This is a genomic window from Variovorax sp. AB1(2024) (genome assembly GCF_037482385.2).
Classification (GTDB): Bacteria; Pseudomonadota; Gammaproteobacteria; order Burkholderiales; family Burkholderiaceae_C; genus Variovorax.
Genome location: NZ_JBBHKP020000001.1, coordinates 1,144,099 through 1,159,388, shown reverse-complemented (window position 1 = coordinate 1,159,388; position 15,290 = coordinate 1,144,099). Strand labels below are relative to the sequence as shown.

11 protein-coding genes are annotated in these 15,290 nt (G+C 68.7%); 3 read left to right on the top strand and 8 right to left on the bottom strand.

The window, feature by feature from the left end:
• Positions 1 to 3: 3 nt before the first annotated feature.
• From tssM to tssJ, 4 genes are all read right to left on the bottom strand, one after another.
• Positions 4 to 3,672, bottom strand: a complete 3,669-nt coding sequence (gene tssM / locus WIX39_RS05575) for a type VI secretion system membrane subunit TssM (RefSeq protein ID WP_106936124.1) — start codon at positions 3,670 to 3,672, stop codon at positions 4 to 6.
• The gene (locus tag WIX39_RS05570) at positions 3,672 to 5,039 is read right to left on the bottom strand and encodes a DotU family type VI secretion system protein (protein ID WP_285411683.1); all 1,368 of its coding nucleotides are present in this window, start codon (positions 5,037 to 5,039) and stop codon (positions 3,672 to 3,674) included. Before WIX39_RS05570 ends, tssM begins: the two co-directional genes overlap by 1 nt.
• 8 nt (positions 5,040 to 5,047) lie before the next feature.
• Entirely contained in the window at positions 5,048 to 6,343 is a 1,296-nt protein-coding gene (tssK, locus tag WIX39_RS05565; RefSeq protein ID WP_234382947.1) for a type VI secretion system baseplate subunit TssK, read from the bottom strand.
• A 244-nt stretch (positions 6,344 to 6,587) separates the two neighbouring features.
• The gene (gene tssJ / locus WIX39_RS05560; RefSeq protein ID WP_081268126.1) at positions 6,588 to 7,103 is read right to left on the bottom strand and encodes a type VI secretion system lipoprotein TssJ; all 516 of its coding nucleotides are present in this window, start codon (positions 7,101 to 7,103) and stop codon (positions 6,588 to 6,590) included.
• A gap of 130 nt (positions 7,104 to 7,233) precedes the next feature.
• Between tssJ and WIX39_RS05555 the strand changes: the two genes are divergently transcribed.
• From WIX39_RS05555 to WIX39_RS05545, 3 genes are all read left to right on the top strand, one after another.
• A complete protein-coding gene (locus tag WIX39_RS05555) occupies positions 7,234 to 7,641 on the top strand; it encodes a TssQ family T6SS-associated lipoprotein (protein WP_106936126.1) in 408 nt (135 codons plus the stop codon).
• A gap of 64 nt (positions 7,642 to 7,705) precedes the next feature.
• Positions 7,706 to 9,619 (top strand): type VI secretion system-associated FHA domain protein TagH, encoded by a 1,914-nt coding sequence (gene tagH / locus WIX39_RS05550; RefSeq protein WP_409194631.1) that lies wholly within the window; start codon positions 7,706 to 7,708, stop codon positions 9,617 to 9,619.
• Entirely contained in the window at positions 9,612 to 10,415 is an 804-nt protein-coding gene (locus WIX39_RS05545) for a PP2C family protein-serine/threonine phosphatase (RefSeq protein ID WP_409194630.1), read from the top strand. The genes tagH and WIX39_RS05545 overlap by 8 nt, the downstream gene beginning before the upstream one ends.
• 12 nt (positions 10,416 to 10,427) lie before the next feature.
• Here WIX39_RS05545 and WIX39_RS05540 read toward each other — a convergent pair whose 3' ends face one another.
• The 4 genes from WIX39_RS05540 to WIX39_RS05525 are packed head-to-tail and all read right to left on the bottom strand — an operon-like array spanning position 10,428 to position 15,278.
• Positions 10,428 to 10,808 carry a DUF4150 domain-containing protein gene (locus WIX39_RS05540; protein WP_106936129.1) on the bottom strand — a complete coding sequence of 127 codons (381 nt, stop codon included), beginning with the start codon at positions 10,806 to 10,808 and terminating at the stop codon, positions 10,428 to 10,430.
• Between the two features lie 15 nt (positions 10,809 to 10,823).
• Positions 10,824 to 11,468, bottom strand: a complete 645-nt coding sequence (locus WIX39_RS05535) for a DUF3540 domain-containing protein (protein ID WP_409194629.1) — start codon at positions 11,466 to 11,468, stop codon at positions 10,824 to 10,826.
• A gap of 52 nt (positions 11,469 to 11,520) precedes the next feature.
• A complete protein-coding gene (locus WIX39_RS05530; protein WP_409194628.1) occupies positions 11,521 to 12,570 on the bottom strand; it encodes a pentapeptide repeat-containing protein in 1,050 nt (349 codons plus the stop codon).
• Positions 12,567 to 15,278 carry a DUF2169 family type VI secretion system accessory protein gene (locus WIX39_RS05525; RefSeq protein WP_409194627.1) on the bottom strand — a complete coding sequence of 904 codons (2,712 nt, stop codon included), beginning with the start codon at positions 15,276 to 15,278 and terminating at the stop codon, positions 12,567 to 12,569. The genes WIX39_RS05530 and WIX39_RS05525 overlap by 4 nt, the downstream gene beginning before the upstream one ends.
• Between the last annotated feature and the right edge of the window lie 12 nt (positions 15,279 to 15,290).

Sequence of the window (15,290 nt, the reverse complement as noted above, 5' to 3'; positions counted from 1 at the left end):
TGCTCATGATTTCCCGGGGCACGAGAAGCTGTTCATCTGCGCAAGGCGAAGCGGGTTGTAGACGCTGTTGGCCGTTACCGCCAGCACCACCTTCTTGCCCTGCAGGTCGAAGGTCGCGGTGAAGGATTCGGGGGATCTGCCCGACGAAATGGAGGCCTTGTCGAACAGGCGGTGCAGCGCCCACGGCCCCTCGGTCACGATGCCGCCGGCGGGCGTGCCGTTGGCGGTTGTCACCTGCAGGCGCACCTGGTTGCTGTTGCGCGGCCCGGGCCACTTGACGGTGCTGGGCGCCTGCGGGCCATGCGCATAGCGCACTGTCTGGCCGTCGACGTCGAGCGTGAACTGCGTGAGCGCGGCGTCCATGTCCTCGGGACGGATGTCGAGCGTGAACGACGGCGTGCGCCCGCCCGCCATGCCCGAGAAGAACACGTCGCGGATCGCCTGCGCCTTCTGGAACGAATCGAGGTAGGCCGAGCGCCCCGCGGCGCTGCCGTCCACGCCGCGCTTGAAGGCCCACGGGTTGACCGAGGTGTCGACCTGGGTGATGAGGTTCTTCTGGAAGAAGTCGTCCATCATCCCGCCCGGCGCGAACAGCTGCGCGAAGTCGCCCGAGGCCACGTCGCGGCTGGAGCCGCGCGAGAACGGGTAGCGCCCCGCGATGGCCTGGTTGCAGAACGTGCCGATGCTGGCGGCCGCGCTCTGGCCGATGTTCTGCCGCGTCACCGCCGCCGCCTTCGACGACGCGGTGGCCGACAGGTCGTTGAGCATGCCCTGGAACGGCACCGGCAGGCGCCCCGCTTCCGCCTGCACCTTGGTGACGGCGTCGCTCGACGGCGGGATGTTGCCGCTGCGCAGCGCGGTGTCGGTGGCCGTGAGGAAGGTGTAGAGCTCGTTGATGAGCGCGGCGGTCGCGTCGATGGGCGCCTGCCCGCCCTGCTTGGGTGCCGTCACCATGCGGCGCAGCGGCTCGAAGTGGTTGTCGACCAGCGACTCGGGCCTGTCCACCTGCGCATTGCGGCGCTGGCTGCCATCGGGCTGGCCGATGAGCTGCTCGATGCGCTCGCGCGTGCTGGCCACGCGGTTCTGCGCCTGGTCGAGCAGGCTGCGCGCGGCCTCGTCGTGGTTGCGCAGCAGGTCGGTCTCGCGCGCGGCGCCGCGGATGATGCGCGACATCGGCGACTCCGAGGTCGAGAGCACGCGCGTCATCTGGATGCTCTGCAGCAGCGAGCGGCTGTCTGCCAGCCGGATGTCGGTGAGGTACTCGTCCCACACGCGGATGTAATCGGTCAGATAGAGCCTGCGCACTTCGCGCAGCAGCAGTTCGCGCGAGGTGATGTCGGCAATGCCCGGCGCGCGGATCTGCAGCACCCAGCGGTCTTCCTGCTCGAGCGACAGCGTGGTCTCGGCCATGCGCTTGTCGAAGATGTCCCAGTAGCCGCGGTAGGTGAAGAGCGTGGGAATGCCGTCGGTCAGCGGCTTGCCGCTCGCGCGGCGGATCACCAGCGCCGATTCGGCGCCGCCCGCCTCCGCGATGGTGAAGGCGTTGGGCGGGCTGGTCTGCAGCAGGATGCGCCGCAGCCGCGCATAGGAGCGCTGCGCCAGCGGCACGCCGGCCAGGCGCTCGCGCGTCTGGGTGATGAGGCGCTCGTCCTTCGCGAAGGGCGAAGTCAGCACGCGGCCCGCGAACAGCGCCTTCAGGTGCGACTCGAGGTTGGTGCGCTGTTCGCGCGTGAGCGACGCGCCGATCTTGCGGTCCACGTCGCTCAGCAGCCAGGCCTGCAGGAAATCGGCGTCGTAGCGCTCGGCGTCGAACAGCATCAGGTAGGCCTTGAGCGCCTCGTAGCTGTATTCGGCGTCGTTCTTCGAGGCCTCGCGCAGCGACTGCTCCACGCGCTGCGCGGCCTGCGGCAGCAGCACGGTTTCCAGGGCACGCTGGTAGACGCCGTCGGTGGCGGCCTGCAGCTTCTCGCCCTGGTAGAGGCCGAAGCGGTACGACAGCGGCGGATCGCCGACGTCGAAGTGGCTCGACTTCGGCAGGTCGCGCAGCCGGTCGAGGATCAGCAGCGAACTCGCGATGTCGCCGCCCGAATCGACCACCGTCGGCAGCTCGCCGCGCGCCGCCGCCTTGTTGAAGGCCTTGGCGTTGCCGTCGACCTCGGCCACGTAGTCCTTGTTGTTGCGCCAGCTGTTCACGCACGCGCCCAGCAGCACCACCAGCAGCACGCCGATCAGGCTGTAGCCCGCGATGTCGATGGCGCGCTTGCGCCGGTACCAGCGCAGGTTGGTGCCGGCCACGCCCGCGTCGCGGAAGATCACCTGCTGCAGCAGTTCCTTCAGGAAGTAGCTCTTGCCCGGGCCCGGCGGCGGCGCGGGCGGTGCGTTGACCTGCAGGTAGCGCTTGATGGCGCCCATCACGCGGTCGAAGGCCGTGCCTTCCTGCGTGCCGCTGGTGAAGTACACGCCGCGCAGCATCGACGCGGCCTCGAACTTCGACGGATTGAACACGTCGGCCAGGAAGGTGCCGAGGATGTCCTCGAAGCTCGCGAACTGCTGCGGCAGCAGGTAGGCCTGCGCGCGCCGCATCGGGTCGGGCTCGGCCGCCAGCAGCTCGGGCAGGCGTTCGTCCAGGCGCTGGTGCAGCAGCCTGTATTCCTGGTGGAAGCGCTCGCGCAGGTCGCCGCCCTTCAGCGGGGCCGCGCCCTTGCCGGCCTTCGCGTTCCTGTTGGCGGCATTGCCTTCGATGGGGAAGGTGAAGCCCCACACCTGCTGGCGCTCGGCGCGGCCCAGCGAGCCGAAGTATTCGTTGAAGCCCGCCAGCAGGTCGGTCTTGGTGACCAGCACGTACACCGGAAAGTCGATGCCCAGGTCGTTGCGCAGCTCCAGCAGCCGCTTGCGCAGCGCCATTGCGTGGCGCGCGCGCTGCGCGTCGTCGGCCAGCGGCAGGTCGGCGATGCTGATGGTGAGGATCGCACCGTTGATGGGCTGGCGCGGGCGGAACTTCTTGAGCAGTTCGAGGAAGCCCTTCCACTCGCTCTCGTCGGTCTCGCGGTTGCTCTCGTGCGTGGTGTAGCGCCCGGCGGTGTCGATGAGCACCGCCTCGTTGGTGAACCACCAGTCGCAGTTGCGCGTGCCGCCGATGCCGCGCACGGCCGCCTTGCCGAGTTGGTCGGCCAGCGGGAAGTCGAGGTCGGAGTTGACCAGCGCCGTGGTCTTGCCCGAGCCCGGCGCGCCGATGAAGATGTACCAGGGCAGCTGGTACAGGTACTGCCGGTCGAACACCGAGAAGCGGCTGGCGGGCTTGCCGTCCGCCCCCTGCCCGAAGCGCATGTTCTTGAGGATGGCCGTGGCGTCGGTGAAGCCGCTCTGCAGCTCCTTGATCTCGGGCGCGTCCTCGGGCTTGGCCTCTTTCTCCTTCTTGGAAGGCGTGCGCAGCTGGTTCAGCAGCTGCGCATTGAGGCGGTGCTCGCGCCACTTGCGGTAGACCAGCCGCGCGAGCCACACCACGAACATCAGCGCGATGACGGCGATGCGCACGATCTCGTCTTCGAGCGGGCGGTAGCGGCCCACCGCGATGGCTGGGCCGATGATCCAGATCAGGAACGCGAGCGCGACCAGCCCCAGGAACACCCAGAGGTCGCGGCTGATGAGAAAACGGAAGATGGCGCGCAGCATCAGCGGGCTCCTCCCGGCTGTTGTGCCGCAGGCGCGGGTACGCCTGCCACCGGCGCCACCAGCAGCGTGACCTCGACGCGACGGTTGCGCGCGCGGTTGGCCGGCGAGTCGTTGGGCGCGATGGGGTCGGCGTCGCCGCGGCCTTCGGCGCGCAGGCGCTCGGGCTTCGAAAGGCGCGTGGCGATCATCTTTTTCACCGCGTCGGCGCGGGCCTGCGAGAGTTGCCAGTTCGACGGAAAGCGCACGCTGCGGATCGGCTGGTCGTCGCTGAAGCCGCTGATGAGCACATTGCCTTCGACGGCGTTGAGCGCATCGGCCACGCGCGCGAGCACCGGCGCATAGCGGTCGAGCACGCGGTCGGAGCCCGATGCGAACAGGCCGTCGCCGCGCAGCACCACCACGCTGCGGTCGGCCTCGTCGCGCACCGTGAGCAGGCCGTCGCGGATTTCGGGCTCCAGGAAGCGCTGCAGGCGCGGCGTGGGCGCGGGCATGACCACGGCGCGCGCGGTCTGCGGCAGCCGCACTGCGTTGACGGCCGCGAAGGCGCCGTCGGACGTGCCCGCCAGGTTGAACGTGAGCAGCGCGAACGCCACCAGCAGCAGCACCGCCGCCACCGCGCCCACGGCCCACACCGGCAGCCAGTTGCGCGCGCGGCGCACCGGCGCGCTCGCGTCCTGCCAGTGCGGCGACAGCGGCACCGCGATCTCGCCGCGCGTCTGCCGGATGATCTGCAGCAGGCGCTGCTTGAGCGTTTCGAGCTGCGAGCGACCGTTGTCGATGACGCGGAAGCGCCCCTCGAAGCCCAGCGCCAGGCAGAAGTAGATGAGCTCGATCAGGTGCAGGTGCTGCTGCGGGTTCTGCACCAGCCGCGACAGCAGCTGGAAGAATTTCTCGCCGCCCCAGGTTTCGTTGTGGAACATCACCAGCAGGCTCTGCGACGACCAGATGCTGCCGCCCCACGGTGTGAGCGCGGCGGCCTCGTCCACCGCCGTGCACAGGCAGTAGCGCGCGCCGATGATCACCTCGGGCGCGATGCCCGCCTGCTGCGCGCGCGTCTCGAAGCGGCGCACCTCGTCGACCAGGTGCTCGCGCAACTGCGCCGGCGCGGGGTGATGGCCGGTTGCGCGGATCTGCGGAATCAGGTCGAGCAATGGATTGGCGGCCGCCACCAGCGGGTTGTTGCCCGCGAGCGCCGTGTCGCCCGCATGCGGACGCCGCGCGTCGTGCCATGCGGTGAATGACTCGGGCTGCGCGCCCATGCCGCGTTGCGCCGCGGGCATGCCGCCCGGGTCCGCAGCGCCCCCACCCCCTGGATTCGGCGGCACGAAACCTCCCGCGCCGACGGCCATGTCGTTCACACCGTTCATAGAGTCCCTCACGGACGGATGGCCCAGAACTCCATGGCCAGCCCGGGAAAGTCACCGGCCAGGTGCATGGCCACGCCGCCCGACTTCTCGAGCTGGCGCCACATGTCGCCGCTCTTGTCGAGTTCGAAGTAGTGGTAGCCCGCGTTGTACGGAATCTGCCTGGGCGCCACCGGCAGCGGGCGCACGGTCACGCCCGGCAGCTGCAGCTGCACGAGGTCGCGGATGCGCTCGACAGAGCCGATCTTCACCTGCGTGGGGAAGCGCTGCTGGATGGCGTCGGCCGGCAGGTCGGCATGCACCGCAAGCACGAAGCCCGCGTTGCGCACCAGCACCGGGTCGGGCATGCGGCCCACGCGCACGCCGTGGCTGCGCTCCTCGAGCTCGATGGCGATCGCGCTCTGCTCGAGCACGGCCGACAGCGAACGCCGCAGCTCTTCCATCAGCGGACGAATGCTTTCGTTGAGGTTGTCGTGGTCGTACACCGGCCACAGCACCGGGCGCCGCGTTGGCGAAGTGTGCGTCGCCAGGTGGCAGGCCAGCTTGAGCCAGTCGATGAACAGCTGCTCGGGGTGCACCTGAACCGCCTGCTGTGCATGCCACGTGAGCGCGAGATAGCGATTGACCAGCTCCAGCAGCAGGAAGTCGGACACCTCGCTCACGCCGCCGCGCCCGGGCTGCGACAGCCGCGAGGCCAGTGCCTCGGACCGCTGCGTGAGCAGGCCGTGCAGCTCCGCGATCATGCTGCGCAGCATGGTGTGCGCGGAAGCATCGAGCACCGGCGGAATGTAGTTGGCGTCGACCACCAGCTTGTGGTCGGTGCGGCGTTCGATCACGCGCACCGCGCCGATGGCCTGCCATTCGGCAGTGAGCGATGACGCGCGCGCAAGGCGCAGGCGCGGCGCGGCAAGCTGCAGCACCGCCGGCCCCAGCGCGACCGCGTTGCCGTCGTTCACCTCGCGCTCGATCACGCCGAAGCGCGCGGCCGAACCTTCGTCCTCCGCGAAGATGATCTCTTCGCTGCCCGGCCTGCGCAGCGGCAGTGCGAGCACGATGAGCTCATCGGTCAGGTCGTTGGGCACTTCATAGGGCAGCGGTGCGTCTTCGGCACCGAAGGAGAACGGCGTGCCATCGGGCAGTACGCCCGCGCCGCCGAGCAGCGACACACGGCCCAGCGCATAGGCATCGCGATCTATCTCGAGATGCAGCCAACCCCAATAAGCGCCTTGCAGGCCGGCGGTGCGACGCGTCACGTATTGCTCGACGTAACGCTCGAGCTGCTGGAAATGCTGCGGCCGCAGGTACATGCCCTCGGACCACACCACCCTATTCGCCAACGCCTGCGGATGAACGCCGTTTCTTCCAGCGCCCTGATTGCGAACTGTCACCAAAGAACCTCCTGGGAGTGCTCACATGGAAGCGGAAGGCGCATGCACGGACGCCCTCCCATCGAACGATTTTTTTGCTCCGATGCTACACGGCGCGTCTTACGATTTGCACCGCTTTTCAAGCGCGGATTTCTCGCACTTTCGTACTAGGGAGCACAGAAAATTAACGACTTGGTAGCACCTCGATGCCACTCTTGCGCACCACGACCTGTACGGCCTGCTCGCTCGGCGAGAACTGCCAGACCTTGTACAGGTTCGTCTGCTTCGGCTCCTTGAGCGGCAGCACGATGCGCCAGCGCGCGGCTTCCAGCTTGCGATAGCCCGCGATGATGCCGATGGCGCGCGAATCGAGACCCGCCTCGCGCTTGAAGACGCGCTCCTCGCCGCTGCGCATGATGGCCTGGTCGGCGTTCACGAGTTCCGTTGCCAGCGTCTCGCGGTCGCGGTCCTGTAGTGCAAAGTAGTCTGCCGTCTCGAAGTTGCCGGAAGATTTCAGCTCGAACACCTTCACCAGGATGGGCGCTGCCTGGCCGCGTCCGTCGGGGTTCACGCCGTCGTCGATGCGCACGGTGACGGCATACGGTGTGGGCAATGACTTTGCCGTGGAAGCGCACCCACTGAGGCCCGCCAACAACGGTGTGGATGCAAGTGCGCCTTGCAGCAGGCTTCGTCGATGCATTGATATCTCCCTGGCTGGTTCGCGGCCTATATTATCGAAGTCATGCGCATTCACCATGCGCATCAGCGTCGCTGTCGCAACACTGCGGCACACTGCCTCGAACATTGCTTTCGCAAAGTAGGAGAGAAGATTGAAGTCATGTCTGCCTGCTCTGGCGTTCACTCTTTGCGTGATCACGGGTTGCACGACCCCGCCGCCGCCCGAGCCCGCACCGCAACCCGAGCGCCTGAGCCAGCAGGTTGCGCGCACCACCCTCGAGCGCGCGCAACAGGCCTATGACGAAGGCGACTACGCCAAGGCCATCAGCACGCTCAAGAGCGGAGGCGTGTCGGTGTTCGACGGCGCGGAGCCGGCCACGCGCCTCGACGCGATGAAGCTCGAGGCCTTCAGCTACTGCGTGGCCAACCAGGTGCCCGAGTGCCGCGCGCAGTTCCGCAAGATCCTCGACGCCTTCCCGAACTTCGACCTCAACGTGGCCGAGCGCAAGCACCCCGTGTGGGGCCCGGCCTTCGAAGCCGCGAAGCGAATGAAGCGTTGACCGGCCACGCCGGTCCCCGCGCCCTGCGCACCTTGCGCGGGCGCCACAAGAACATGGAGATGCCATGCGTTGGACGGTGATCGAACATGCCGGCAAGCCGGTGGCCTCGGGCCCCTCGGCGCTGCTGGCCGCACCCGGAGGAACGATCGGGCGCAGCCCCGACAACCACCTCGTGCTGCCCGACGAGCAGCGACAGATCTCTCGCCTGCAAGCCACGGTGCGCTTCGACGAAGACGGCTCGGCGGTGCTTCGCAACATGAGCGCGGTGCTGCCCATCAGCGTCAACGGGCAAACACTGGTGCACGAGCAGGAGGCCCGCGTGGCCGACGGCGACCGCGTGGCGATCGGCAGCTACGTCCTGGAGGCCGCGAGCGCGCAGCGCGCAGCGCCGGCCGTGGTGGCTGCGCCGCCGCCGCCGCCGCCATCGCCACCGCCCTCTCTCCCTCCTCCTGCTTCGATGCCGGCGCCACAGCCGTTCGCGCCGGCGCCGGCTTCGTCCGCGCCCATCGACGCCTTGCTGCCGGCTTCTTCAGGCTCCGACGTGTTCTCCGACCTGTTCGGCGAAGGCGCCCTGCCCATCGGCGAAACGCAGCCCACCGTGGCAATGCCGCCGCCCATGCCGATGCCGCGCGCGCCGGTGCCGCCGCCTCCCTCGCCTGCCGTTCAGGTGCATGTGCCGGTACCGCCCCCGCCACCCATGCCCGCGCAGGTACCGCCGAAGTCGGCAGCCCCGGCCTCGTCGCAGATTCCTTCCGCCGAAGACTGGGACGCCATCCTCGCGAACGCGCCGCGCCGCATCGACACCACGCCCGCGCCCATGCCAGACCCGATGGCGCACGAGCCCTTCGAGCTGCCGTCGCAGGCGCGCCGCAACCCCATCGACCCGCTCGCGGAAATGAACCCGCAGGCAAACCAGGACATGTCCGACATCGCGCTCAGGCGCGGGGTCGATCCACTCTCTTTCTTCGCGGCCGACGACAGCGCGCATTCGCCGCTGTCCGACCCGCGCCCGACCGCGCTGACGCAACACGACGCAGGGCTGCCCGGCGACGTGCATCCCGCGCTCGACCTGCTGCAGAACAACAAGCCGGCCTCGCCGGGGTACAGCCATTCGAACCATGCGCGAGAGGTGACGGCGCAGTTCCGTCCGCCGTTGCCGGTGGCGCCCGCGCCCGTGCCTGCACCCCCTCCCGCGCCTGCGCCGGCACCTGCCGTCGCCGTGGAGAAGATTGAACAGGCACCTCCGCCACCGCCACCGCCACCGTCTCCTCCTCCACCACCGCCTCCCGCGCCACCGCCAGTGGTCGCCGCACCGGCCACGCCACCACCGCAGCCGCAACCCCCTGCACCCACTGCACCCACTGCCGACTCTTCGTCCGAAGCCCTCTTCAAGGCTTTCCTCGAAGGCGCGGGCGTGCCCGAGATCGCCGGCCAGCAGCCGCTCGACATCGAGGCCATGCAGCGCCTGGGCCGCATCATGCGGGCCTTCACCGACGGCACCATCGAGCTGCTGTCCTCGCGCGCCATGCTCAAGCGCGAGGTCCGCGCCGAGATCACGATGATCGTGGACGAGGAGAACAACCCGTTCAAGATCCTGCCCAACGGCCGCGCGGTGCTGATGCAGATGTTCGGCGCGCGCATGCCCGGCTTCCTGCCGCCCGAGGCCGCCGTGCACGACGCGCTCGGCGACCTGCAGTCGCACCAGCTCGGCATGGTCGCCGGCATGCGTGCCGCGCTGCTCACGCTGCTGCAGCGCTTCGATCCCGCGGCGCTCAGCCGCGACACGCCGCACGACGGCGGCATCGGCGAGAAGCTGCTGCCCGGCGGCCGCGAAGCACGCCTGTGGCGCCAGCTGCAGGCGCTGCATGCCGAGACCACGTCGGCCGTGGAGGACGACTTCCAGGCCGTGTTCGGGCGCGCCTTCCAGCAGGCCTACGACAAGGAGATGGAACGGCTGAAGGAGGCGCGCCGTGATTGAAGCCGCCCGCTCTTCCTCGTCGTCCTTCGCCGTGCCGATCTCGACCTCGCAGTTCTCCTGCGTGGGCGAGCGCAGCGGCAACCAGGACGCCATCGGCTACCACCTCGACGAGCGCAACGGCTGCTTCGTGGTGAGCGACGGCGTGGGCGGCAACGCGGGCGGCGAGCTGGCCTCGCGCATCGCGGTCGACACCGCGCTCGACACCTTCGTCGACGACCCCTCTTTGGCCGCCGGCAACATCCAGCGCTGCGTGAAGGCGGCGAACGACGCCATCCTCGCGAAGCAGCGCGAACTCGCCGACCGCAGCCGCATGAGCGCGACCTTCGTTTCGCTGTTCGTCGACCGGGCGAGCAACCAGGCCTGCTGGGCCCACGTGGGCGACAGCCGCCTCTACTGGTTCCGCCGCGGCGCGCTGATGCAGCGCACCGAAGACCACAGCCTGTCGGAACGCTCGGGCGACGCCGCCGCGAGCCAGCACCACGGCGGCGAGCGACTGGTGAAGACCAATCTGCTGTACCGCGCGCTCGGCGCGCGCGCCGCGGCCGAGGCCACCATCACCGCGACGCAGCGCCTGGCCGACGGCGACGCGTTCCTGCTGTGCACCGACGGGCTCTGGCAGCTGATCTCCCAGCAGGTGATGGAGCGCTCGCTGCAACTGGCCGACAGCGCCGAAGAATGGCTCGCGCTGCTGCGCCGCGCGGCCGAGGCCAAGGCCGACGAGACGCAGGACAACTACTCCGCGCTGGCCGTGTGGGTGGGGTTTCCGCAGCAGGTCACGCTGGCGGGGCCGGTCTGAATCGATGCGCCTTCAGGGCGCCAGCATCAGCACCTTGAACTGGCTCGGCACGACGCGCATGCCGACGATGTTGCAACGGTTCTGCACCGTGATGCTGGTGACCCGCGTGGCCGGCGTACCCTTGAGAAGCACCGTGAATGCGCCCGTCACATGCCGCGACTGCTGCATGAACGTCTGGGACACGACCCCGCCCAGCACCCCTGGCTGGTCCCCCAGGGTGATCGGCGTGGTGGTAGCCATGTTGTGCGCCGGCATCGCCATGAAGAGGATGTTCCAGGCATTGGGAATGGCCATCGGCCCCAATGCCATGTTCGGGTATGGAATGGGCACCGGCGACTTGCAGACGTCGGGGAACGCCATGTCCATCCCCATGAGCTGACAGTTGGCAAACATCTGGTAGCTCCTTGCCTAGCCCATGTGGATCTGCGCCGCGTCCACTTTCACCAGCTCCTGGCCGGTGACCACCGTGTGGTGGCCGTGGATGCGCACCGTCTCGCCGGCCTTGTAGTCCATGTGGCCGGCTCGCACCTGGTCGACTTCATCCGTCAGGCGCAGCGTCTGGCGCGCCATTTGCACGATGCGGTCGGCCACGGTCTCGAAGACCTTGCCGACCAGCCGGACGCTTCCGGCCGCCGCCTGCACGGAGCGCGTGACCAGCCGCAGTTCGCCGATTTCGCACTCGCCCTCTTCCGTCTTGAGCACGAAGCGTTTTTCCGAGCGAAGCCTGAGCTCCGAAGCGCTCGCGATGGTCACCCGGCCGTTGCCGCTGGGCGCGAAGGTGACATCGCCCGCCGCCTCGATGCAGCTCGATGACGCGTCGGCCTGCTCGATCACCGCGATCAGGTAGGCACGCGCGCTGTCGGGACCGGACACCAGCACGGTGTCGCCGCTGGCGGGCTTGAGCAGGCAGCTGGCCGCGCGACGGCAGACCCAGGCGGCACCGTCCTCGTCGTCGACAGTGACGCGCCCGTCCGGCAGCAATGCGGTGACCACCCCCTGGAAGTGGACCGGAGCCGTCAGCTTCGAGGCTTTACGCAGTGAGACGACTGGCATGGAGATCTCCTTGTTTGATGGATGAACAGTGGAACGTGCAGGCTTGGCGACATCAGCCCGGATGCTGGATCTCCTGGGCCCTGAACAGCTCCGGATCGTTTTCGACGATGCCGCCGCTGCCCGAGAAACGCGCACCCGTGCGCTCTGCGCGATGAAAGCGGGTGCGCAGAAAGCGCGCATCGCGCAGATCCGCGCCGTGCAGATCGGCATATGAAAAATCGGCGTCGTGCAGGTCCGCCTCGCGGAAGCTGGCATTGCCTGCCTTTGCGCGATGGAACACGCTCAGCGGCAGGCGCGAGCGGCTGAAATCGGCTCCCTCGAGCTTGGCGTCGGCCCAGATCGACTGATCGAACACGGCGTCGCTGCAATTCGCTTCACGCAGATCGGCCTCGGGGAACATGGCCTGGGCGGCATCCGCGCCGCTGAAGTTCGCCCTGGTCAGCGTGGCGCCCTTGAAGTTGCTCTGCGTGAGCACGGCGCGGCTGAAATCGACGGCCGCCATCGCGCTGTCGGTGAACTGGCAGCGCAGGAAGGCCGTGTGCTGCAGGCGCTGACCTTCGAGATTGCACTCCATCAGGATCGAACCGTCGCATTGGGCCTGGGCGAACTGCACCGTGCGCAGATCCATGCGGAAGAACATCAGGTGCAACAGCCGTGCCCCACGGCAGTCGAGCTGGTCGACCGTTGATTCGGTGACGACGATCTGATCGCAGATGCTCGGCTTCAGCACAGCATGCCCGAGCTCGCACCGGGTGAAAGCCACGCGCTCCAGTTGCGCGTTCCCGAAATCCGCGCGGCCCAGCGAGGATTCGAAGAAGTTGGTGTCCTGCATGAACACGCGCCCGAGCTGCGCGGCCTCCAGCCGGCACCGGAACACGCGCGCGCCCTTCAGGCTGGCGGCCGACAGGTCGGCCTGGTCGAGATTGCATTGCGTCAGCGCACTGTCGTCGAGGCTGGCACCGCGCAGATTCGCGCGGCTCAGGTCGACACGCTCCAGCTGGGCGCCCGACAAGTCGATGCCGCCGAGATCCTGGCCCGCGAAACTCGCCCCCACCACCGGTTCGCCATGCCGGATCTTGTCCAGAAGTTCCTCGACTTTCATCGAACCGGCTCAGTCTTTCTCGCGGGCAAGGTCTTGGCGCCCTGGGTGTAGGCGCCGATGAAGGTGGTCGAGCCGTCGATGGCGGCCTGCGACACGTCGGCGCGGAACAGATTGGCGTCCTGCAGGCTGGCAAAGCGCAGATCGGCCTTCGAAAGATTGGCGTCGATGAGGCTGGCACCGCGCAGCGATGCCTCGCGCAGGTCCGCGCGAATGAACAGGCTCTCGCCGGCATGCAATGCCTCCAGCCGCGCGCGCCGCAGGTCGCATTCGGAGAAGTCGCAGCCTTCGAGCCGCGCCCCCGCGAGATCGGCGCCGACCAATATGGCGCCGCGCAGGCCGCACTGCCGCAGCGAAGCGGCGCGGAACACGGCCTGCACCAGGCTGCAGCCATGCACGAAGGAACAGGTGACGAAGCTGGCCTCGGTGAAGTCGACGCCCTCGTGCGCATCGACGGTGACGAAAGCACAGGCCTCCAGCGAGGCTCGCACGAAGGATGCCCCCTTGAAGCGGCACTCGATCCAGCTCACCTGCTTGAACGCGGCGTCGTCGAAAGCGATGTCTTCCAGTGCCAGCTTGACCATCGCCATCTGCTCCCACCGGGAGCCGCGCGCATCGCAGCGCGCCCATTCGCTTTCAAACAGGTCGGCCTGGTCGAACGCGGCACGCGCAAGCACGCAGGAGCGAAAAACGGTCTTGTTGCATCGCGTGTTCACGAAGCTCGCGCCCGTGAAGTTCACGCCTTCGCATTGCGCCCCACCCAGGTTGGCCTCGTCCAGCCGCGCATCGGTGAGCGAAGCCCGGACCAGCCGCGCGCGCGCGAGCACCGCGCGCGTGAAGTTGCAGCCATCGAGCCGCGCGTCGCTGAAGTCGACGTCTTCGAGGTTCGCTCCGGTGAAGTCGGCGCCTCGCAGATCCATGCCCGAGAGATTGGCGCCGACGAAGTTCATGCCCGCGAAACGACGCTCGCCGCTGGCCGCGGCCTCGAGGCGCCGCCGCAGCCGCCTGGAGCGCAAGCTGCTGGCCGGCGGCGCCGGCTCGAGCAGGTGCGCGCCATGGAGGTGGCCCAGGCGCACGCTGCGCCCGGCCTGTTCGCGCAGCCGCGCGCTTTCGGCGGCTTCCTCGGCGGTACGGGGTGTCGGGCGCTCGCGCGCCGCGTCTTCCTCCATGCGCGCGAGGTCGCGCAGCAGGCTGTCCGGGTCGAATCGGCGCTGCACAGGCTTGCCGGTCCGCGAAGCCACCTCGGCCATGGCCTTGTCGATGCTCGCCTTGATCTCGCCGGACAGCTCGCGCGGATCCATCTGCGACAGCGGCGGGATGTCGACATCGGGATGGGCGGCAGCCGGCATGCCCTGCGCGACGGCCTGGGCGCGGCCCTCGGCGCCGCGGGCGAGCGCCGTCTGGCGCATCTGCTCGAAGGCCCGATCGGCTTTTTCGGCGAAATCGGGCAGATCGTCGATGGAGGCCGGTGGCTGCAGGTCCGGCTCGGCCAGGGGCGGCAGATAGCGTTCGGGATCCAGGCCCTGTTCCAGCAGACGGGCGCGCAGGCGTTCGCGCTCGCGCTGACGGCCCGCGCGCAGGTTGCGCACCATCGGGAGCGAGGCGATATCGGGCATCTGCTCGCCTGCCCACGGCCCCATGACCTCCTTGGGCACCAGGTCGCTGTCGCGCAGGACCAGCACCGCCTTGGCTGGGTCGATGCGCTGCTGCAGCACCTGCTGGTAGTGGGCGACCGGCCGCGGCTGTCCGCGCAATTCGAGCGCGGGCATGATGTGCTTGACGTCGGCAGCGTCGTCTTCCGCGATGGGCGATGCACCGTGCCAGACCAGGATGACCCGCTCGGCGTGCGGAAAAAACCAGGCCGTGCTCAGGCGCAGCGCGATCTCCGACAGCGCACCGCCGTCTTTCTGGAAGCTGGCGAAACAGCGCGCCTGCCAATCGGGCAGCTGGCCGCGCATCACCGGCTGCCGCGGGTGCATGTTCCACAGTTCGTAGGCGGCGCCCGGCGGCAGTTCGCTCTGGCCGGGCAGGCGCTGGTCGGCGGGCGCGGCATTGAAGTAGCGCCAGTCCATGTCATCGGCGAAACCGGGGTAGTCGTGCTTCAGCCACTGCTGGTCGTAGGCGCGCCCCATCAGCCCGAGCCGCTGCGGCCGATCGGGGGGCACCGCGCCGAAGCCAGCGGCCACTACGCGCCGCCCGGGTGTGTCCTGGCGCGCGCCGGGCAACTCGACATTGGGAAGCCGGCGCGTACGGACGCCGTTGATCACTTCATCGAAGCTGCCGATGCCTTCCGGGTTTTCGGCCTCGCCCGGTCCGCCATAGGCATGTGCCCAATCGAGCTTCAGGCGCTCGAACGGCTGTGCGGCCGTCGCCCGGCCGTCGAGCCAGTAGCGGTCCCCGCTCACCAGCAGCGACTTGGCCTGGCCATGGAAGACGGCCTGGGCCGCGCACAGCGTCTTGTCGTCCTGGTGCGCCGTGTACGCATAGCCGCTGACCAGCCACTCGGGCTCGATCTTCGGCACGCCCATGTCCAGCACGTTGCCCGGCCCGATCTCGTCGGCCGCCAGCTTCCAGAGATCCTGGTCGGGCATCAGCAAAGGCTCCGGCGCCAGGCTGGCCATGGCGAAGACCGATACGCCCAGGAAGTCCCGCCGCTGCCGTCGGAAGGGCCGCGTGATGATGCTCAGTCGGAAGGGCTTGATGGTCTTCATGGCGGCATCGCA

Bases quoted from the DNA above. Each gene is read 5' to 3' on its own strand.
- tssM (WP_106936124.1), bottom strand. From the start codon at position 3,672: ATGCTGCGCGCCATCTTCCGTTTTCTCATCAGCCGCGACCTCTGGGTG.
- WIX39_RS05570 (WP_285411683.1), bottom strand. From the start codon at position 5,039: ATGAACGGTGTGAACGACATGGCCGTCGGCGCGGGAGGTTTCGTGCCG.
- tssK (WP_234382947.1), bottom strand. From the start codon at position 6,343: ATGTACCTGCGGCCGCAGCATTTCCAGCAGCTCGAGCGTTACGTCGAG.
- tssJ (WP_081268126.1), bottom strand. From the start codon at position 7,103: ATGCATCGACGAAGCCTGCTGCAAGGCGCACTTGCATCCACACCGTTG.
- tagH (WP_409194631.1), top strand. From the start codon at position 7,706: ATGCGTTGGACGGTGATCGAACATGCCGGCAAGCCGGTGGCCTCGGGC.
- WIX39_RS05540 (WP_106936129.1), bottom strand. From the start codon at position 10,808: ATGTTTGCCAACTGTCAGCTCATGGGGATGGACATGGCGTTCCCCGAC.
- WIX39_RS05535 (WP_409194629.1), bottom strand. From the start codon at position 11,468: ATGCCAGTCGTCTCACTGCGTAAAGCCTCGAAGCTGACGGCTCCGGTC.
- WIX39_RS05530 (WP_409194628.1), bottom strand. From the start codon at position 12,570: ATGAAAGTCGAGGAACTTCTGGACAAGATCCGGCATGGCGAACCGGTG.
- WIX39_RS05525 (WP_409194627.1), bottom strand. From the start codon at position 15,278: ATGAAGACCATCAAGCCCTTCCGACTGAGCATCATCACGCGGCCCTTC.